Source organism: Bacillus sp. RC251 (assembly GCF_044908765.1).
Lineage (GTDB): Bacteria > Bacillota > Bacilli > Bacillales > Bacillaceae_G > Bacillus_A > Bacillus_A wiedmannii.
The window spans coordinates 1-21188 of record NZ_JBIYDP010000024.1 but is presented as its reverse complement, the minus strand read 5'-3'; the positions used below and the strand labels follow the sequence as shown (position 1 = coordinate 21188).

Here is a 21188-nt window from a genome sequence, read left to right as displayed (position 1 = left end):
CTGCATCCTCCTGCACCTGGATAAACCGATGAAAATACATCCGGGAGTTGAAATGCAGTTGAATCTAAAATACGAATACGCTTGAAAACAGAAGTATATGGAGAAGAAATCGGCATAGATGAGATCAGTTTTTGGTTTAGTAGTTCAGCTAGTATGTGTTGTAAAAGTTGGACGGCCGCCTTATTAAATCGTTGATTCAGTCCTTCAGGACTGATAAGCACTGCTGTTGATGCTTCTAAACAGCTAGATAACTGAGTTAAAGAAGTCATAGCTACATTTTGGCTCACCCATACACATAAAGCGACTAAATCTTTTGCTTGGTACTTACTGGTTCGTTGTACAAAACCAACATCTCTAGCAAGATCCCGTAAGGTATTTGGAGATAAAAAACTTTGAATCTCTTGAGCAAATAGTTGTAATTCGTCAGACACAGAAACAGACATAAAAAACGCCATCCTTTCCTATGATTCTACAGAAAGAATAGCGTATTTTTTCATTCTAGGGGGCATTTCTTTTTATTAGCTTGATAGCGATGGGGTAGCACCACATCACTATCAAGCTAAGCTCATACAACGTCAATCATAGTAGAGATTGCTTCTTTTTCTAAAGGATACGTGTAGGGAATTTAAAGATTTGCATACGAAATAAACCCTAACGGGTTTCATTTTTTTAATTAAGCCGCTTGATTATCAGACATGGTACAATTATAAACGACACCTAATATATCAAAGACTGTTTTCTTCCTGTATCGATGAGATTTTCGCCCATTTTGCTGTAGGAGGTTGAACAGGCGAATTAGAATCTTTGATAGCTCTTGGGTGTCTTTCTGTATAGCTTGGAAAAGAAGAAGAAAGTAATCTTTGATCATATATATGGCCTTATATTCACTCAGTTCTCGCTTCTTTTTTATAAGAAGTAATTGCCGCATTTGAAACATGGTAGAAGAACAGAGTAGAATGGCAATCAATTGCCCATACAAATGGCATTCCAATCGTTCTCGTTTTATCTTCTTACAATGATGAATATGAAAGAATGATTTCCATGTTTTAAATAAAATCTCGATTTGCCAACGTAAAGAATACCAATCATGTACTTGTCCCATCGGGATAATATTTGAAGGGGTATTTGTCATATATACATTGATACCGCTAAGTCGTTTACTACGAGCAGAATACTTCGTTCCCTTCTTTTTTTCTCTTACAGCCTGATCTTGTAATCGTTTTCGTTGCTGTTCTTCTGTAAGTCGATGAACAATTACACGAGCTGGCACTTTATCAATCATTCCTACATAAGCATCAGATATTTCGTATGTTTGCCCTGGTTGAAGAGAATTCATTAATGCTTCCATATCTATCTGTTTATATTCTGTTTTCTTCTTTAGTTTTCCATTTTGATAATAATCAGGATTAGGATTTTTTTGATAAATACGTGTATTTGATTTAATACGAGAGATATAGTAAGCCTTTTTATCTTGTATATGTTGAAGATCTTTCAGATGAAAATAGCCTAAATCCCGAATACACAAATCATTTTCTTTCACGGTTGGAACACACAGAGAACCATAGGTTCGATCATGTTGTTTTCCTGGACCTGTATGAATATGTAAAAACTGTCCACTTAATAGATCATACTCCAATTGAATTTTTAATCCCGCTGTATGGCTGCATCCTCCAGCACCTGGATAAACGCTTGAAAAGGAATTAGGTAGTTGAAATGCAGTTGAATCTAAAATACGAATACGTTTGAAAACAGAAGTATAGGGAGAAGAAAACGATACAGAGGAAGCTAATTTTTGGTTTAGTAGTTTGGCTAATATCTGTTGTAAAAAATGAACAGCTTCCTGATTAAATCGTTGATGCTTCTAAACAGTTAGATAGCTGAGTTAAAGAAGTCGTAGCAACTTTTTGGCTCATCCACACACATAAAGCGATTAAATCCTTTGCTTGGTACTTACTCAATCGCTGAACAAATCCAACATCCCTAGCAAGATTCTGTAAGGCGTTTGGAGATAAAAACCTTTGAATTTCTTGAGCAAATAATTGTAATTCATCAGATATAGAAATAGACATACAAAAACGCCATCCTTTCCTATGATTCTACGAAAAGAATAGCGTATTTGTTAAGTGACAATAAAGTTGTTTAATTCTTATTGGACTAACGCGCAGTTTAGTGCAAAAATCAAAGGTAAGGGAGGATTTCCACCTTTACCTTATTTTAACTTTAGCTCTAGTATAGGGTATGGACGTCCAGAAGAATCTGTTTCCGTTTCACTTACTATAAAAAAGCCATTATTAATATAGAATTTAGTTGCACTCTTATTGTCTTTATTTACATCAACTGTTGTAATATCAAAGTCTTTAATTAAAGAATTAATAATAGCTTTACCGTATCCTTTACCTATTTTATTAGGTTTTAAGAATAACATTTCTAAGTGTTGTTTATTTATAGCAGAAAAGCCAATTAAATCCTCTTTCTCATACCATAACTGGACATTAAGATGTGGGAAATATGAGGGTATTTCTTTTTTAAACTCTTCTCTATCAGTATCTCTTAAAAAATGATGAGTAGCTAAAACCGACTCTTCCCATATATTCAAAATTGTATCATAATCTTTCTGATTTGCTTTTCTATATATCATTAATATCTCTCCTTTAGTTTTAAATTATCAACTCCTTCCCAATAAGTATTTTATGATTTTCATGTTATATAACCACGAACTTAAAATGTTCATTAATAAAACCTCCAAATAAACATTTAGATAATTTGATTATAATATCAAATCTTATTATTATTTTACAGTATTTTTTCATTTTAGGGGGTATTTTGTTTTTTTAACTTGATAGGGATGTGGCTGTACCCCTAAAAACAAAAAGAGTCCTAAGTAATTAGGACTCTTTTTGTTTTTTGATTTTAAAATGGACGTCAATTTTTACACAATGTAACTCTTAATTGTATATATTAATTAAATAGGTAATAGGAAAAATATCCTTTGCTAATTTTAATTAATACATGTATATAACTCCGTACATCATATTATGTATGTTTATTGTGCATTACAAAATTGGGTTGCGAAATTTTAATATAAAACCTAGATATTTATATGAAAGATTGAATAAAATGTAAAGAAGGTAAACTTTAATGAAATCTTTGACTATTATTATTCCATATAGCACTCAGGAAAATATACTAGAAGAATTAATCATATCTGCTTGGCAGCTTGATCCGATAGAAATTATCATTTTGTTACGCAATTCTAAAAGTGAATTATACACAATAGCAAAGAAACATAAATGTCGTATTTTTTTCGAAGATAGACATATTGGAAATCACTCTGGATATGTGGCGGCGTTAAAAGCGGCAAGAGGGGATGTCCTATTATTTTTAGACGGGAATTTTTCTGTTCCTGCAGCTCAAATAAGAGAATTTCTTGAAGCGATTCTTATAAATCAAACCGATGTTATTTTAAATGATTTAAATGGAATTATTGATGTGGATAAATGTCATAATTTAGATATAGTATGGAGAAAAATGTTAAATGAAATTTTACATCGATCTGATTTAAAGGGAAACTCGCTGCTCTCAATGCCATACGCACTTACAAAAGAGGTTGTGGTTGGTATTGGTTATGAGATCCTCAAAAAACCAATTCTTTCACATACGATGCTAGTGGACCAAGGGTGGCGTATTAGTCATCGTTATTCAATAAATATGTTATCTAATGATGAATTGCTGCAAGAGGACAGGTATCTATTTAAAGAGAAATTAACTGATGCAGAGAAGCTTAAAATAAAAAATTATTTGGTTGTATTATCTAAATGGTTAAAAAAGTATGGTACAAGGGGCGGTTTTACGGATTGGGGTAAGAGAAGAGATATCATTGAGCAATTAAGTCACTATAAACATTTCCCCTCGTATCAAAAAGGATGGGGAATGAAATCTTCTATATACGATGGGAAACAGCTCTCCGTCATTATACCAGCACAAAATGAAGAAGCAACAATTGAACAAGTTATTCGTGAAGCCAGAAAAATTGAACCATATGAAATCTTAGTTGTAGTGAACGGTTCGGATGATCAAACAGCAGCTATTGCTTCTAGTCTTGGGGCAACTGTTATTGAATACGCTGAGCGTCTTGGTCATAATGTTGGTCGTGCGATCGGCGCCCTTGAAGCTACAGGGGATATTCTCTTATTTATAGATGGTGATTTTAGCATTCCGGCTAGTGATTTACATCGATATACGCAGGCCGTTGCTGATGGAATGGATATAGCACTAAATAATTTAAGCCCAAGTCTAAATCCTCCTTTTTACATTGTTGATATCGTAAAGTACATGTTGAATTTGGCTTATAATCGTCCTGAATTAAGTAATGGATCTTTAGTAGCTATTCCACATGCTATCAGTAGGTCTTGCATAGAAGGAATAGGATGGGAAAGTTTATTATGCCCTAGTCTTGCACAAGTCAAAGCTATAATACAAGGATACAGAGTAGAGTGTATACATTATGTAGATGTTGTAAAACCAAATCGGATTCGTTCAAATGAGCATATCAATCATAAAGGCCATCCACCAGCGGTATTACGAATAATGGGTGATCATCTTGAGGCATTGTCTTACTTAATAAAACATTTGGACTTGCATGGTGACCTAGATATGAGGGAGTAAGGGGAAATAAAAATATGAAGAAATTACTTTCTGCCATTATATTAGTTGAACAGGAAATGAATTTGTTAGCGGATGTTATTCAATCCATTGCCAATCTATTTCCTTATGAGATTCTTGTTGTAATCAACGAGAATCTGGAGAAAAATCAAAATGTTGCAAATGAATTTGGGTGCAAATATATTTTATACAATCAAGAAGATTATTATGCAGCACGTGTCGTAGGGGCAAAAGAAGCAAAAGGAGACGTCTTATTGTTCTTAGATGCAAATACAGTTATTCCGCCTTTAGAACTAAAAAAATTCGTTCAACCTACTTTAGAAGGTACATCCGATGTGGTCCTGAATAATTTACAATCTTTTTTCCTTGAAAGGCAACAAAAGCAATGGCCAGACTCAAATACGGTTTGGAGACAAATGGTAAACGAGATATTAGGAAAAAAAGAGTTTCATATCAATTCAATTCTTTCTTTACCTCATGCGATTACCAAAGATGCTTTGAAAAAAATCAATTTAGAAAGTCTAGTAAATCCTGTTCTAGCTCATATGAGGCTCATTGAAAAAAATCAGCGTTTTAGCTTTCATTATTCTATAGATACAACATTATCTAAAGAATTTTGTCTAAAAGATCAAGATCTCAATAAAAAATCATTGTCAGTTTATGAAAGCCAAATTATGAACAAGCATTTGGATGCGTTGGCAGAATGGTTAAAGAAAAACGGGACAAGAGGTATGTATACAGATGGTATAAGAAATCGAGAGTATATAAAAATACTCAAAGAAAATAAACACATTCCCTTTTCTCAAAAAGGGTGGGGGATGAAATCGCTAATATACAATGGAAAACAGTTGTCTGTCATTATACCAGCACAAAATGAAGAAGCAACAATTGAACAAGTTATTCGTGAAGCCAGAAAAATTGAGCCTTTAGAGATTATTGTAATTGTAAATGGTTCCACCGATAATACTGCAAATATTGCTAAGAAACTGGGTGCTACAGTTATTGTGTATAAAGACGCGTTGGGGCATGATGTGGGGAGAGCAATCGGTGCAAAGAGTGCAAAAGGTGATATTCTTTTATTTTTGGATGGAGATATTATGCTTCCTGCAAAAGACTTACATCCATTCTCTCAAGCAATTGCAGATGGATTCGACGTTGCTTTGAATGATTTAACCCCTTATTTATCCCGCTATGTCCCTCTTCATATTGTTACTTTATTCAAATATGCTTTAAATCTAGCATGTGATAGAAAAGATTTAGGTATAGGTTCATTTACAGCGATTCCGCATGCAATAAGTAGAGAATTTCTCAATGATGTTGGCTGGGATGCGTTAATATGCCCAAGTGTTGTACAAGTGAAAGCTGCATTAAATGGCCATAAAATAAGTTGTGTTCATTATGCAGATGTAATAAAAACGAATCGAATTCGTCCAAACCAAAATGTTGTAGCAAAAGGATATTCGCCAACTACATCACTTATTTTAGGTGATCACCTAGAAGGTTTTTCATATTTATTTCAATCCAGAGTAGAGTAAGGCTGTAAGTTGAATGGCAAATGATTCGTGAAGATACATCTCCAATATATTTAATAAATGAAAACAAAAAATATTGTGTAGCAAAAGAAATTTATATATTAAATATCATTTGGAAAGGTAGATTAAATTGCTCGATCAGTATAAGAAAATAAAAATCTCCTATGAACAATTGGATCAAATACAATTTAATATGTTAGATCCTTTTATACTTGATGTTGAGTGGGATGAAGTACACTATGAGTTTTTAATTCGAATCAAGACAAATGCTTCTAATGTTCTTATTTTTGGTTCTGGGGCAGGCGGATTTCAAGAACAGCCAATTGGCCCCCCATCTTTCATAGACATTCTTGGATGGGAGAATTTGAAGATACCGTTATTTATTATAATGATCCTACCTTGTATCTTGGAGAAATATCTCTAGGTTGGGGACAAGGGACGCAGGACAGATTTTATTTAAAAGACATTTCAATGATTTTAATGAAAATCCTCGCGAAGTTACATGTTGACCATAAAAATGTATTATTTTATGGCAGTTCTGGGGGAGGGTTTATGTCTTTAATATTGGCAGGTTTTGTGAAAGGTTCCACAGCTCTGGTTAATAACCCACAAACAATTCTAACAAAGTGGATCCCTGTACCAGTAAACCAAGTATTTAATCTGTCCTATCCAGGCTTATTAAGAGAAGATATTGAAAAAAGTTCGGTGATCGAATTAACGTTTTAGAGTTTTATAATAGCATAAAATATATACCGAACATTTACTTTTTACAAAATGTTGCATGTGAATTTGATGTGCAAAATCATTTATTACCATTCATTTCTGGATTAGAAAAGATAGATGCGGATTATGATGTGAATTAAATTAAAATAGATTTATATTATGATCAAAAAGCAGGACATGCAGCCGTTGGAAAAAATGAAACCATTTATTATATCAATCAAGTAAAACCTAATAAAAACACGAGAGGAGTGCAGGGAGAGATGAAATTATCAGTTATTATTCCACTTGAAGAAGGGGGAGAAACATTAAATCATGTATTAGAAAAAGTTAGTTATTTGCAGCCGCTTGAGATAATTATCGTGACAAATGATAAGGAAGAGATAGACAAAAGTTTTACAAAAGTGGTTGGACGCAATGTAATTGTGTTAGAAGAAAAAGACAACAATAAAGCACGTGTTACTGGAGCGAAAGCTGCCAAGGGGGATGTTTTGCTGTTTCTGCACGGAAATGCTGTTATTTTTTCAATACAGCTGGAACAATTTCTAAAACCTATACTGAATAACGAAACGGACGTAATTGTAAATAATATGGATTCTTTACTTTTTGAAAGTATGAAAATGAACTGGCCAGATGTATCTGGATTATATAGACAAGTGTTAAATGATGTAATAGAACGTACGAACTTAAAGATTGATTCTATGTTATCTATGCCAAATGCAATCACAAAGGAAGCAATAGAAGATATAGGGTATGAGATTTTTATGAATCCTATTCTTGCTCAAATAAGACTCGTAGAAAAAGGATGGCGTATTAGTAGTTCTTCCTCCATAATCATGAAATCTTTAAATCATGCCCCCTCAAACAAACAAACTTTCTATAAAAATAAACTAACAAAAATAGAAATATATGACATTGAAAACCACTTACAAGTAATGTCAGAATGGCTGCAGAAAAAAGGAACAAGGGGTGGATATACAGATGGAGGAAGAAAAAGAGAAATTATAGAGCAGTTGAAAAAGGAAAAAAACTTCTCTCTTTTTCAAAAAGGATGGGGGATGCATTCTTCTATCTACAATGGAAAACAGTTATCAGTCATTATCCCAGCACAAAACGAAGAATCAACGATTGAACAAGTCATTCGTGAAGCTAGAAAAATTGAGCCTAAGGAAATCATTGTAGTTATTAACGGTTCAACTGATTGTACAGAAATGATTGCTAAACAATTAGGAGCTACGGTTATTGTCTATGAAGAAGCGTTAGGACACGATGTTGGACGTGCAATTGGTGCTTTAGAGGCCACTGGTGATATTCTTCTGTTTATTGATGCTGATTTTTCAATTCCGGCGAAAGATCTTCATCCGCTAACGCAAGCTGTAGCTGATGGAACCGACATGGCCTTAAATGATTTGAATTTAAACCTCAGATTCCCTCTGTACATTGTAAATGTATATAAATATATGTTAAACATAGCTTGTAATCGTAGAGACCTAGGTGTTGGATCTCTCGTTGCCGTTCCTCATGCTATTAGTAGAAAGTGTTTAGATGGAATTGGCTGGGATACACTTTTCACATCATGCCTTGCACAAGTAAAGGCAATATTACAAGGTTATAAAGTAGAATGTGTTCATTATGTAGATGTGATGAAACCAAACCGTATTCGGCCAAGTGAACATTTCGCATCAATAGGACACCCACCAGCCGTATTACGAATTACAGGTGATCACTTAGAAGGCCTTTCGTATTTATTAAAACAGAGTGAATTTAAAAATTTTTTTCCTAACATTAAAGTGAAAAAAGATGAGGAGTAAATGAGTAGGAAAGAGTTATACCTCACTTCGTCTTTTTATAAAAATAACGAAAAGGTAAGGAGTTGATTAAGTCGATTAATCAGTTGAAAAAGGTAAATATTTCATATGAGCAGCTTAAGGAAATTTATTTTATTATGACAGAACCTTTTCTACTAAAAATTGAATGGAATGGAGTAAACTATGAATTTATTATTCGTATCAAGCCAGAATCACCAAATGTCATTATCTTAGGTTCAGGCGCAAGTGAAAATCAACAGCCTCCCATTTTCCAAAGATATACCTGGATGGAGGACTTTGAAGATACTTTAATTTTCTATAATGATCCCACTCTTTATTTAGGCGAAATCAATTTGGGTTGGGGGCAAGGAACGATAGATAGATATTATTTAAATGAGATAGCTATAATTTTAGAAAAAATAATAAATAAGATACATGTAACAAAGGAAAATGTATTATTTTATGGAAGTTCAGGTGGGGGCTTTATGTCTCTAATATTAGCTGGATATATAAAAGGATCCTTAGCTTTAGTTAATAATCCTCAAACGATTTTAACAAATTGGTATACAGAGTCTATTAATCAAGCTTTTAATCTCTCATACCCCAATCTATCTATTGAAGAGATAGAAAAATTGTTTGCAGAGAGAATTAATGTTATTGCATTTTATAACAAAATAAAATATGTACCTCATATTTATTATTTGCAAAATATAGCCGCCGAATTTGATATGAAAAATCATTTAGAGCCTTTTATCACAGGACTGCAACAGATAAATGAAAATTGCATGATAAACCAAGTTAAAGTAGATTTATATTTTGATAAACATTTAGGGCATATTCCATTAGAGAAAAATAAAATTATGTATTATATAAACCTACTAAAGCGTAAAAATGATGGTCTTATCATAGAGAAAGAAAAAAGATAATAATATAACAGCTTAGAAAGGAAGAATAGAATAAAATGAGAAATTGTATCGTAACAGTTATTGGTTTAGGTTATGTAGGTCTTCCTTTAGCAGTTCATTTTGCTAAACAGGGCTATAAAGTAATTGGACTAGATCAGGATGAGGAAAAAATAAAAATGATTTCTAAAGGTGAGAGTTATATTCCAGATGTTTCTTCAGAAGTTTTACGACAACTATTACAAGATAACAAATTGATTGTGTATACACCTACGAATGGTGTTAAAGAGTTTAAGAAAAGCAATTATGTTATTGTCACCGTCCCAACCCCCATCAATCAAAAAAAAGAACCCAATTTAAGTGCACTTATTTCTGCATCAAACTATATTCAGCAGAATCTCCAAACAGGACAAACCTTCATTTTTGAGAGCTCCACTTATCCAGGAACTTTAGAAGAAATAGTGATTCCTATTATATCGAAATTTGGAAAGAAAGCGGGGGGAGATTACTATATTGGGTATTCCCCAGAGCGCATTGATCCCTCAAATGATCAATATACAGTTCAGTCTATTCCAAAAGTAGTAAGTGGTCAAACAGAGAAATGTAAACAAAAAGTTTTAGCATTATATGCATCTGTATTTGATAAAGTTGTACCAGTTAGTTCACCAAAAGTAGCTGAAATGTGTAAGCTCTTTGAAAATATTCAGCGTTTAGTTAATATTTCTCTTGTGAATGAATTAAATACTTTGTGTAAAAGATTAAACATAGATTTTCGTGAAGCAATAGAAGCAGCGGCCACTAAGCCTTTTGGTTTTATGCCATATTGGCCAGGACCAGGAATCGGTGGACATTGCATTCCAGTAGACCCTTTATATTTCCAGTGGAAAGTAAATGAGTATGGTCTGACTAGTGAATTAATAGAAGTAGCTCATCAAATTAATGCAAGAATGCCACAAGAGGTAGTAAATCAAGTGAAGGAAGTCGTACAGTCTCCTGCAAGTATTTTGGTTATTGGTATTGCCTATAAGAAGGATGTAAATGACATGCGTGAATCACCAGCTATTCCTATCATACAGTTGTTGGTGGATTCTGGATATGTAGTGCAATATTATGATCCGTTTATTTCTTCTGCAAAAATTGGAGATACAGTCTATGAATCAATTGTTTTAGAAGAATCCATATTGAAACAGGTGGGATGTACACTTATTTTAACAGACCATTCAAACATTGACTGGCAGCTTATTAAGCAAGCAAATCATATTGTAGACACACGTGGTGTCATAAAGAAGGTGAGTGCATGAGCAAGCGTTGTTTAATTACAGGTGGGGCTGGATTTATTGGATCACATTTGGCAGAAGAACTGGTCAAAAGGGGTTATCTAGTAACAATTGTAGATAATTTTTATAAAGGAAAAAGTAGTTATCATAAGAGTTTATTGGATTGTATCCCTATCATTCCAATAAGTGTTTTAGAAAAGGATACAATATATGAATTGGTTCAAAAACATGATGTTGTGTTTCATTTGGCAGCAATTTTAGGTGTAAAGACCACAATGGAAAAGAGTATCGAACTGATTGAAACAAACTTTGATGGAACAAGAAATATTTTACAAGCGGCACTGGCTGGAAAGAAGAAAGTTATTTTTGCATCTACTTCTGAAGTATACGGAAAAGCGAAACCACCTTTTAGAGAAGAAGGGAATCGTCTGTATGGAGCAACTTCAAAAATTCGCTGGAGCTATGCATTATGTAAAACATTAGAAGAAACCCTTTGTTTAGGATATGCATTGAAGGGATTACCTGTAACAATTGTTCGTTATTTTAATATATATGGCCCAAGAGCAAAAGATGGTCCATATGCTGGGGTAATTCCACGTTTTATTCGTGCAGCTTTACAAGGTGAAGACATTCTTGTATATGGAGATGGAACGCAAACACGTTGCTTTACGTATGTAAGTGATGCGGTAGAGGCAACAATTAGCGCAATGGATGCAAAAGCAAATGGGGAAATACTAAATATTGGTTCTGAAAATGAAAAAAGTGTACAAGAAGTAGCAGAAACCATTCATCAATTAACCAATTCATCCTCAAAAATTGTTCAGGTTCCCTTTGAAGAAGTATATCCGCATGGATTTGAAGAAATTCCAAGTCGTCGGCCAGATGTAACCAAACTAAAAGAAATTTTACAGTTTCAGCCAAGTACTTCGTGGGAAAGAGGCTTAAACGAAACTATAGCTTGGTTTCGTGGAACAAAAAATAAGTAGGTTATTGTTCTAGTGAGTTATAAAGTAAACAAAAAAGAGTCCTGAATTACTAGAGACTCTTTTTTACTGTAACTTCCTAAAAGATTTTAGTGCAAATATATTACTAGAGATTAGTTCGCCTAGGGATGTTTATTGCCACTAGTTAATAGTTTTGATTTTACTAGTTAGTAGTTATGTATATATATAGCCGTGCCTTTCTTTGTTATTCCACATAATTTAGTAATGAAGATATAAATGGAATGGAGGGGATTTAATGGCTTGTACAAGTAGGAACTGCTTCAATATTTGCTTAGAAACTAAGATTAATCCAAATGGCGGCGCAGAAATAGTTGTAAGATGCAACGATGAGTGTTCATCTAATTTTAATGTAATACCGTTTATTGCATGTATTGATATTACATTAAATGATGACTTGAGTTTTTCATCTGAACTGTTTAGTCTTACAAAAAGATAGTTAGATAGTTACTATTAAGCATTTTTCTTATTTTATTTAACTCGTGAATAATGCCGTTCCCTTACTTTTTTAAATGCATATTCTATAAGTAGATGTTAATAGAAAGGAGGGATAGTTATGGCGTGTACTACCAATAATGTTTGTTTTGATGTATGTCTTGAGATTACCATTACTCCTGGAGGCGGAGTGACGGCAGCTGTAAATTGTGGTGGAACATGTGGGACAAGTCCTACTATTGTAATAAATCCTAGTGGAGCAATTGTTATTACATTACCATTAGTTGCATGTTTCTCAATCACATTAAATGATGACTTAAGTGTTTCATCTTTATTAACAAGTCTTTCTTTTCAAACTTCTTAAAATAGCACATTCTTTGAAATGTATTAAATAAAGAATTTTTTCTTCTTTATTTAATACTAATGAATAGTCAGGATGTATAACAAAAGTAAAAAAAGACGGTGTTAATCCGTCTTTTTTACTTTTGTTATTTGTTTGTATTGAATTTATAATTTGGGGACAATTATCAAGTTAAATGTATAAGCAGTCTCAAGAAAAAATTAAAGATTAATAATTAAAAAAGGCCTCTTTTTCCTTTCTGGTTGATGAGATAAGAAATTCCTTCTATATGATCGCCAATAATTTGTTGTGTCGATAACGGAAGTTCTCCATTTTTAGAAAAATGTTTTTCTGGACGAACACGATTCATTTTATCTACTCCAACGGAATGAACATTTTTAACATTAAATCCTTCTATAATTGTTCTAACCTGGCTATAAACCGGCGAGGCAAGTGCCTCAAAACCAATTTTGTTAATACAATTCCGACTAAAAGCATGAGGGACAGCAATTGTTGAACCCATGCCTAAATCTTTACGATTACATGCTAAATTAACAGCATATTTACAAGCTGTCACAATAGAATAAGGAAAACGATACATATAAAAATGTTCTAATTTGTTTAAAGCTAGATCTACGCCATTTTGAACGGAATGAACGAACGGTAATAAATCGGTGCTAGAAATCAAAAAATCACCGTCAATAAACAATAAAATATCACCTTTTGCAAAATATGCACCAATAGCACGTCCTGTATCATTTCCAAGCGCCTCTTGGTAGGTGATAACAGTTACTCCGCACTTTTTCGCGATTTCTTCTGTATGATCTGTTGCACCATTAACTACAATAATAATCTCAAGAGGCTCTAATTTTCGTGTTTCTTGAATAACAGCTTCAATTGTTCTTTCTTCATTCTGGACAGGAATTATAACGGATAATTGTTTTCCTCCGTAAGTATTAGAATGTAGTCCCTGACCTGTAGTGATTTGCGGCATATATTTTTGTTTTTTGAGTTTTAATCCTTCAACAATATCGCGCCTTCTGTTTCTATCTGTATAATGAGCTCGTGAATGTTGTATATCACTAATCCATTCTGCTAATGCTTCAATATGGTTTCCAATGATTTGTTTTTCAGAAACAGAAAGTGGTGTAGAGGGGAATAAATTTTGTTGTGGATTGAAGTGATTTGCGGGCATTGCATCAATCTCCATCTCATGAGAAATACTAAACCCATTTCTAATAGCCTTTAACTGTGCTAGGATTGGATTTGCTAAACTATCAGCATCAATTCTCTCAACAGCTTTTTTTGTCATTGCGTAAGGAGAGAATGCTAAGGAATCTATGTTTAAATCAGGGCGATGAAAAAAATGATTAGATATTTGCTGCCATATAGTTGCTGTGTCAGGGCGCTGTCTTTTGTAAAAAATATAATTTAAATTATTTAATACCATATCCATATTTTCTTCTAATAATGGTCGAATAAATTTTTTTAATGTAGAAGGTGGAATAACAACAGTAGTGTCTAAAAATAGCAGGTTATCCCCTTTGGCTTTTTTTGCACCTATAGCATGACTAACGTTATGATCAACCGGTTTATCAAATGTAAGGATTCTACAACCGTAAGACCTTGCAATTTCAACAGAACCATCAATATATCCGCTTTTCACAATGATAATTTCTAAAGGTTCAAGCTGTAGGCACAATTGTAAAATGCTTGCTAGTGTTTTTACTTCATTATGGATAGGAATAATAATCGAAATAGACTTTTTGTGCATGACGATTCTCCTTTTTAAAATGAGGTAACTGTTGATGGAGATTTCAAATAAAATAGGAAAAAAGTATTGGTTAGTTTTGCATATGTGTGCTACATCTTTGAAGTAATTAAACAGTTACTTATTTTTTTCGGATTCTTGATTGTTATTGGATGAATTTGAATTTTTGGCTATCCCTGAAGCAATTAAATTATTTAGAGCACCAAGATCAAGTTTTATAGGAATAGAGTTACCCGTCGCGCTTTTTCCTTCTTCTTGCTTAGCATTTAATACTGTCATTATATTTTTGATTTCTTTGTATTGTTTTAATAAAAGGACGAATCCGCCTATTATCAATAGAAAAGAAACACAAGTTAAAAATAGAAGTACTTCTAACATAAAACCAGCTCCTTTAGAATAAATATTTGACCTTTTAGAAGTGTCATTTGATCTCAAACCTAATTGGCAAGCAGCTCAGTGTTAGTAGATGCTTAAAAATATAAATTTGGTAAGGACATCATAATTCTTTTGTGTCCTTTTTTAATTGTATTGAAAATATATACAAATCCCCCCAAATAACGATAACTAACAAATGAACTTAACCCCATTTTGGGAAGATTTTTCATTGTCAATGAGGTTACACTTTTTTTAACTATATGCATACCGTAGATAAAAGTTGCTTTATGAATATATGTTTCATATTGATTGGCCGCTAGTAGAAAGGGTAGCCCAAATTCTAAAGCCATATGGCATACAAGTAGCCGAAGAACCTAATGGAGTACGAATGCGTGATTTAAATGGTTTGTTACGTTTAGAAAAGATACCTCAAGAAGTTCAAGATGAAATTAGAGGTGCTTTAGCAGAAGAGGATTTAAGGACATACGAAGAGTTTCAAGTATTGGTATGTTACTCTTGTAAAGAAAAGGTAATGAAGAATTCTTCATTATAAATGGAGACAATGACATAATTTTATCTGATATTTCTTACGATCAGACAGATTGGTTTTTCGATAAATATATAGTCGAAACATATCGAAAAAAACTCATTCAAACACAGAATATGTGTTTAAAACAGATAGAGACGAATGGTTTATATACTACCCTGGAGATTCAGATAGTAACTATTGGGTTTTAGAGCATATATATGAAGATGAATTAGGGGACTTTCCGCTTTCTTCTTATATAAAAGTTGAAACAGAAAAGAGAAATATTCCAGAACAAGAAGATGATATCGATTTTCAGCGTTATTTTAATAAGGATACACCTTATGACTTTTATTACTCAGATAAGATGTTTGCACTAAGAATTTTACAAGACGAAGGGCGATTCAATATGGCAAACATTAATGGTGAATGGGAAAGGCATACAGAAATGGTTTTAAAAGATGAAGAACCTTTCTGTAAGTGGGATGATATGAAATATGTTGGTTCGGGCATTTTCGGTGATATTAAAGAAGAAAAATTAACACTGGAAGAGATCATGAACTTTGCTGTTGAAATGAGGGGAAAGAAACAGAAGGACACAACTATACACTAAGAAAAGTCTAGAAGATACGGACGGAATATTTAAAAATGAACCGCCTCGAAAAGAACATGTAGTAATTTCTACATGTTCTTTTTTTTCTTATTAACCGACCAAGGTTATATTGTAAATGTTCATAGCATTGTATGTTGAATTTCAATTGTAAGTTCTACTGTAAACTTTTTATTATTAATTTACATTCAAAATATGAAAAATAAAGAGACTAGAACATCAAAAAAAACTAGATCTATGCTAGCTTTTTTTACATAGTTTCCTTTAGAAGAAATCACTATATCTAAAAACCTATAAAAATTCCCTCAAAAGATTTAAAGGGACTTTTATAACATTTCCCTTAACTTCATAGCTATAGCCTACAACCTATGCAATTCTATTTTTCGCTTTTATCTAAGTCGCGTAATAACAAGATGTGCTGAAACAGACTCTGTTCCTCCAGCCAGAGGAGTAATGGTTAGTGCTGTGGATTCGCTAGCAGGATTTCGTACAGTAAGTATTGAATTGATGACTGATGTTTGCACCAGAGCCATTCCTACTATCTGAGAAGTACCAGTTGCCCGACCAACTACCGTATAAGCTAATTCAACAGCTCCTGCTCCGGAATTAAGAGTTAAAACTAGTTGACCCGCTTCGGTCACACTCACCTGAAACAAGACCTGATAACTACCGATTGCAGATAAATTAAATGTATCAGCACCAGTACGTGTAATCCCCGCCCCACTAAAAGGTCCGTCTCTTGGAAAATCTACGTCTCCACCGACTGCAACTGTTGCAGCATTATCAGGGGGCATCAACGCATAAAAATCCGCAAAATCTAATACTCCTCCTGTCGAGCCTGTTGGTCCTTGTAATCCAGTAGCCCCTGTTGGTCCTTGTAGTCCAGTAGCTCCTGTCGGTCCTTGTAATCCAGTAGCCCCTGTTGGTCCTTGTAATCCAGTAGCCCCTGTTGGTCCTTGTAATCCAGTAGCCCCTGTTGGTCCTTGTAATCCAGTAGCCCCTGTTGGTCCTTGTAGTCCAGTAGCCCCTGTTGGTCCTTGTAATCCAGTAGCCCCTGTTGGTCCTTGTAATCCAGTAGCCCCTGTCGGTCCTTGTAGTCCAGTAGCTCCTGTTGGTCCTAACTGAGCTAAAGGTAAAACAATATTTTGTATTAATTGTGTTTGCACCTGTCTTGTAGTGTTATCAATAACAAATAAATTAATAAGGGATAATAAATTATTTACTAATGTTTGTAATTCAGTCGTTAAAACAATAAAATTAAGTGGAATTATAGTTAAAATAGTATTTAAGTTCTTAATAATAGATATAAGATCTGCTTGTTGTTGTTGATTTAAAAATCCAGTTCTTGCAAATGCTAATAATCGACTCAGAATAGAAATTAATCCTCCTATATTTTGATGTGTAGGTGCTGTAAGTACTGCTGGTATGGATACAATGAACCCATTAAGAATATTGGTCCAATCAGTCAGTGCTGTTGATGTCAATGGAATTATATCTTGTCTTTGAATTGGAGGACAATTACAAAAGTTAGGTTGGCAACCCCTCCTGCAATTTAGCATATTTATCACGTCCTTTAAATTTATACATACATATACAATATATTTAATGAATCAATAATTTTTTTGAACCTATACAAACATCTATAAATTACAAAAAAAGGCTCACTCCGTATCTATTTTTATATAGGGGTGAACCTTTTTTATTATTAAGTATTTAATGTAACACTTTCTATATCTTCACAACTTATGAAGATAAAACTAGAAGATGCCGGTGTTATTATACCTTCCTCCTCTAATATAACTATACAAAGTGTTGAAATGAATTGTTGTAATATAGCAGGTCCAATAATTTGACCAGATCTAGTTGTAATTGTAACCACAGTTTGCTATTTATATGGATATAAATTTAAAAATGTTGTTCGTGCTTATAAAGAGAAGAATAAAGAAAAATTTGTACGCCAAGCGAGTGGGTATTAAGATGCATAAATTTGTAGTTACATATGAAATCCCTCCTATGATCGGTGAGCTAACAGTAGATATAAAAGCGAAAGATGAAGATGAAGCGTTATACATTGCTAGATACTTTCTGCCGCGTGCTGCTAAGGTGTGCGGTGCTAGATTAAAATATTTATCCAATTTGAATTTTATTGAAAATAAGGAACGGAGGAATATGTAAAAAGACTTTGAAAGGTCCATTAAAAAAAGAATTCAGTAAAACTCTGAATTCTTCTACAAGTATTTTTATTTGTTAATCCATTTAGAAATAATAGGATAATGAAAGTCTTTTTCTTGTAACACATATAAAATTCCTTTTATAGGTCCGAAAATTAACAAAAGAAACAGTACTAGATATAAAGGAGCTACCCCGAAAATAATCCAAGTGTTATTTGAAGCCAAGTCTAAATTAGACAAAGATAGCATTAAGATTCTTATTATAAAAAGATTCCAAATCATTGTAATTATCCAAATGAATAGTTGGTAAAAAACAGCTTCAAGGATATTTTTTCGAATGTTTTGTGATTTGTATATAAAATAAAAAATCAATGGTATATAAAAAATTGTAACGCTAAAGAAAATAAGAATAAAAAAAGATAATAATGTAAGAAAATGCATAATTAATTTTATGTTCTTTTCTTGAGTTAGGATCATTAAGGTCCTCCTACATTTATGAGATTTGTTGTGTCTATTAAAAATATGTGCTGTAAGTAATTATAACATGAAAATTAATTGTAATAGAATAATGCATCGAAAATAACACGTATTAAATTAAACAAAAGCGTTAGTTGAAAACAAAAAAAGAGCGTACAAATGAGTAGGCTCTTAAAAAGATAGGTTTTATGAGTATTGGATTACCATATACTTTATGTTTCTTTTGCATAATCGTTTAAACAAAATTAAATAAAAGAGCACACATTAAAATGTGCTCCTTAAAAGGTGTCAGCTCACAAGGCCTAATTTGTAAGCTGAATACATGTGCAGCCGATATTAATATATGTATTTTCTCATGAAGGGTGAAAAGAGAGCACCTTTTCAAAGTGCTCTTTGTAAGGAGATCCCTATAAGTGAAAAGCTTCCATATCAATAATATATGCTTGTCTTATCAAAAGGTGAAAGCTTTTATATAAATGTTTTTCATGGTGACAAACCTAAGAGCATGCAGTTAGCGATGCTCTTGGACAAGAAAGATTGATATTGATGAGTGGAGTCTTCTTCATACAATACTATATGCTTGTCCAGTTAAAACGTGAAAAGTTATTAACAAAATAGTTATTTGAGAGAAATGGAGTGAAGTTCCAATGATTGTTACGGCAACAATAAAACTTGAATTAGATGATTCGCATAAAAACTGGGTTCATTATGTTAGAGAACAAGGTGGAGAAGATGCGATGTTCCACTATCTGAAAGAAGAAGTACAGAAGAAAATTGAAGTTGCTGAATTTGTGAAGATTAAATACAGAGAAAAATAGTCTTAACAAAATCCTTATTTAAATAAAAAGAGCGCTTTTTAAGGCGCTCTATGACCAAGATTTATATATAAAGGTGAATATGATTATTGTATGTATGTGTTTAATATATGTGAAGTTTTTAAACAAAATTGTTATTTAAATAGAATGCGGACAGCTGAAGCGTTTAGTGGATGTACTCAGCGTTTCAGCCAGTTCCAATAATTTTAGTTTATTGTTTTTTATTTTTCCGCTTTCTATCAAAAATAGATATAACGATTTTTAATATAACAAGGCAAGACCAAATTTCATCTGACATATAGAGTCCTTCTTTTAATATGTTTGTTCTATATTTACACTTTGAAATATAGAACAATAAAAAAGAAGAATTTATAACAAAAATGCTATTTTAATTTCAAACAAAAGAACAATCAGCAAAAGCTAACTGCCCTGTTTTGGAGGAAAATCAATTGTTATAGATTGGCGTATTCAAAGTATGTACAGAAATTGGAGATTTATTTAGACAAAACTTACTAAGAGAGGAGTGTAGCGCACATGATAATATATGCGAGTTATTCATTGAGTTGCAAATATCTAATAAAAACTTCATTTTAGTGGAAAAACACAGGTTTTCTTATTAGGAAAACCTGTCCAAAAATAGATTAAGTTACAATAAACTCGACTGTAACTGGAGTCGCTGGATCAAGTGCATCTCCACCAGGGATGGTAATTGAAGAAGGACCAACAGTAATAGTTGAGGTATTGCCTACTTGAAGTATGCCATTGATGTAGAGATTATAATATGTGAACGAATTCGGGAATGTTGAAGTTCCACCTGTATCATTAGTGAAAGCTGTAGCAACAATCGCAAACGTAGCACCTGTACCTGTACCCGCAGCTATTGTAGAAATAAATCTTCTGGAGGCTATAAATGGTGGTATTATTGCCATTTGTAATTCACCCCTTTCTTATTTTTACTAGAACTAATTTGTTAGAAAATTTGTTCTACATTGTATTCTATGAAGTTCTTTAATATTAGAAACGGCTTAAGTACTAGTACTTAAGATTTATTTTTATTTCATTATGTATAGATATATTGATTTCAAACAGAAATCTTATTGTAGTAGTAAAGGGAATAATGCAAAAGAGCACCGTATACAAGTTCTCCTTGGACCAAAACTATAAAGTGATTAGGTGTATGGTATTATATTCGGATTTTTTAAAAATGTAAGTTGTCTACTGAAATTTTCATTTTATGAAAAGAAAAAGTAATAAAGTTCGAGGAAGGAAGTCAGGTTTAACAATTCCTTTAATTTTACATTTAATAAATATGAAAGGAAGGAGTTTTTTATATGAATCGATTTAGAAGGTTGTCTGAAACTCAAGGTTTTATAGATCCCGCAACTATAGGCCCAACTCTCCCGCCACTCCCATCTATTACTTTTCCAACTGGAACCACAGGCCAAACTGGAGCAACGGGTCCAACCGGAGTGACGGGTCCAACCGGAGTAACGGGTCCAACTGGAGCAACGGGTCCAACTGGAGCAACGGGTCCAACCGGAGTGACGGGTCCAACCGGAGTAACGGGTCCAACTGGAGCAACGGGTCCAACTGGAGCAACGGGTCCAACTGGAGTAACGGGTCCAACTGGAGCAACGGGTCCAACTGGAGTAACGGGTCCAACTGGAGCAACGGGTCCAACTGGAGCAACGGGTCCAACTGGAGTAACGGGTCCAACTGGAGCAACGGGTCCAACTGGAGTAACGGGTCCAACTGGAGCAACGGGT

At 33.4% G+C, this 21188-nt stretch carries 18 protein-coding genes and 2 pseudogenes; 12 read left to right on the top strand and 8 right to left on the bottom strand.

The genetic code is table 11. The features are described 5' to 3' along the window. From ABH961_RS29630 to ABH961_RS29620, 3 genes and pseudogenes are all read right to left on the bottom strand, one after another. On the bottom strand, positions 1–443 hold a 443-nt coding region (locus tag ABH961_RS29630), incomplete at its 3' end, for a transposase (RefSeq protein WP_483862364.1). Between the two features lie 230 nt (positions 444–673). After that, positions 674–2069 (bottom strand): annotated as a pseudogene (locus ABH961_RS29625) (IS4 family transposase). A gap of 140 nt (positions 2070–2209) precedes the next feature. Then, positions 2210–2638 carry a GNAT family N-acetyltransferase gene (locus tag ABH961_RS29620; RefSeq protein ID WP_000640391.1) on the bottom strand — a complete coding sequence of 143 codons (429 nt, stop codon included), beginning with the start codon at positions 2636–2638 and terminating at the stop codon, positions 2210–2212. A gap of 500 nt (positions 2639–3138) precedes the next feature. Here ABH961_RS29620 and ABH961_RS29615 point away from each other — a divergent pair, with 500 nt between their 5' ends. The 7 genes and pseudogenes from ABH961_RS29615 to ABH961_RS29585 all read left to right on the top strand — a co-directional run bounded on the left by ABH961_RS29615 (position 3139) and on the right by ABH961_RS29585 (position 12701). Next, entirely contained in the window at positions 3139–4665 is a 1527-nt protein-coding gene (locus ABH961_RS29615) for a glycosyltransferase family 2 protein (protein ID WP_404520633.1), read from the top strand. 14 nt (positions 4666–4679) lie between these two features. Continuing rightward, the gene (locus ABH961_RS29610; RefSeq protein WP_404520632.1) at positions 4680–6197 is read left to right on the top strand and encodes a glycosyltransferase family 2 protein; all 1518 of its coding nucleotides are present in this window, start codon (positions 4680–4682) and stop codon (positions 6195–6197) included. A gap of 178 nt (positions 6198–6375) precedes the next feature. Then, a pseudogene (locus tag ABH961_RS29605) lies at positions 6376–8725 on the top strand (glycosyltransferase family 2 protein). A gap of 62 nt (positions 8726–8787) precedes the next feature. Continuing rightward, complete coding sequence (locus tag ABH961_RS29600) at positions 8788–9648, top strand: glycosyl transferase family 2 (protein ID WP_404520630.1); 861 nt, start codon at positions 8788–8790, stop codon at positions 9646–9648. Between the two features lie 35 nt (positions 9649–9683). After that, positions 9684–10925, top strand: a complete 1242-nt coding sequence (locus ABH961_RS29595) for a nucleotide sugar dehydrogenase (RefSeq protein WP_404520629.1) — start codon at positions 9684–9686, stop codon at positions 10923–10925. Beyond that, positions 10922–11887, top strand: a complete 966-nt coding sequence (locus ABH961_RS29590; RefSeq protein WP_404520627.1) for an NAD-dependent epimerase/dehydratase family protein — start codon at positions 10922–10924, stop codon at positions 11885–11887. Before ABH961_RS29595 ends, ABH961_RS29590 begins: the two co-directional genes overlap by 4 nt. 571 nt (positions 11888–12458) lie before the next feature. Beyond that, positions 12459–12701 (top strand): hypothetical protein, encoded by a 243-nt coding sequence (locus tag ABH961_RS29585; protein WP_097884297.1) that lies wholly within the window; start codon positions 12459–12461, stop codon positions 12699–12701. A 211-nt stretch (positions 12702–12912) separates the two neighbouring features. On the opposite strand, the gene ABH961_RS29580 is transcribed toward ABH961_RS29585, so the two are convergent. Both ABH961_RS29580 and ABH961_RS29575 read right to left on the bottom strand, forming a co-directional pair. After that, complete coding sequence (locus ABH961_RS29580; RefSeq protein WP_404520625.1) at positions 12913–14451, bottom strand: glycosyltransferase family 2 protein; 1539 nt, start codon at positions 14449–14451, stop codon at positions 12913–12915. 114 nt (positions 14452–14565) lie between these two features. Then, positions 14566–14826, bottom strand: coding sequence for a hypothetical protein (locus ABH961_RS29575; RefSeq protein WP_330548275.1), 261 nt, complete (start codon positions 14824–14826; stop codon positions 14566–14568). Between the two features lie 277 nt (positions 14827–15103). Here ABH961_RS29575 and ABH961_RS29570 point away from each other — a divergent pair, with 277 nt between their 5' ends. Both ABH961_RS29570 and ABH961_RS29565 read left to right on the top strand, forming a co-directional pair. Then, positions 15104–15376: a hypothetical protein gene (locus ABH961_RS29570; protein ID WP_404520623.1), complete on the top strand. Its 273-nt coding sequence runs from the start codon at positions 15104–15106 to the stop codon at positions 15374–15376. A gap of 112 nt (positions 15377–15488) precedes the next feature. Continuing rightward, a complete protein-coding gene (locus ABH961_RS29565; RefSeq protein WP_404520622.1) occupies positions 15489–15962 on the top strand; it encodes a hypothetical protein in 474 nt (157 codons plus the stop codon). Between the two features lie 386 nt (positions 15963–16348). On the opposite strand, the gene ABH961_RS29560 is transcribed toward ABH961_RS29565, so the two are convergent. Further along, positions 16349–17443, bottom strand: a complete 1095-nt coding sequence (locus ABH961_RS29560; protein ID WP_404520620.1) for a collagen-like repeat preface domain-containing protein — start codon at positions 17441–17443, stop codon at positions 16349–16351. 493 nt (positions 17444–17936) lie between these two features. On the opposite strand from ABH961_RS29560, the gene ABH961_RS29555 reads away from it, so the two are divergent. Then, complete coding sequence (locus tag ABH961_RS29555) at positions 17937–18134, top strand: hypothetical protein (protein ID WP_330548270.1); 198 nt, start codon at positions 17937–17939, stop codon at positions 18132–18134. Positions 18135–18199: 65 nt separating this feature from the next. On the opposite strand, the gene ABH961_RS29550 is transcribed toward ABH961_RS29555, so the two are convergent. Next, positions 18200–18607, bottom strand: a complete 408-nt coding sequence (locus ABH961_RS29550; RefSeq protein ID WP_404520618.1) for a magnetosome magnetite crystal formation protein family — start codon at positions 18605–18607, stop codon at positions 18200–18202. A gap of 647 nt (positions 18608–19254) precedes the next feature. Between ABH961_RS29550 and ABH961_RS29545 the strand changes: the two genes are divergently transcribed. Continuing rightward, the gene (locus ABH961_RS29545; protein ID WP_404520616.1) at positions 19255–19425 is read left to right on the top strand and encodes a hypothetical protein; all 171 of its coding nucleotides are present in this window, start codon (positions 19255–19257) and stop codon (positions 19423–19425) included. 638 nt (positions 19426–20063) lie between these two features. Here the strand turns inward: ABH961_RS29545 and ABH961_RS29540 are convergent. Continuing rightward, on the bottom strand, positions 20064–20351 hold the full coding sequence (locus tag ABH961_RS29540; RefSeq protein ID WP_016079318.1) for a DUF4183 domain-containing protein: 288 nt from the start codon (positions 20349–20351) through the stop codon (positions 20064–20066). 402 nt (positions 20352–20753) lie between these two features. Here ABH961_RS29540 and ABH961_RS29535 point away from each other — a divergent pair. Next, positions 20754–21188 (top strand): exosporium leader peptide-containing protein (locus tag ABH961_RS29535; RefSeq protein ID WP_404520615.1); only part of this gene is annotated, 435 nt, incomplete at its 3' end.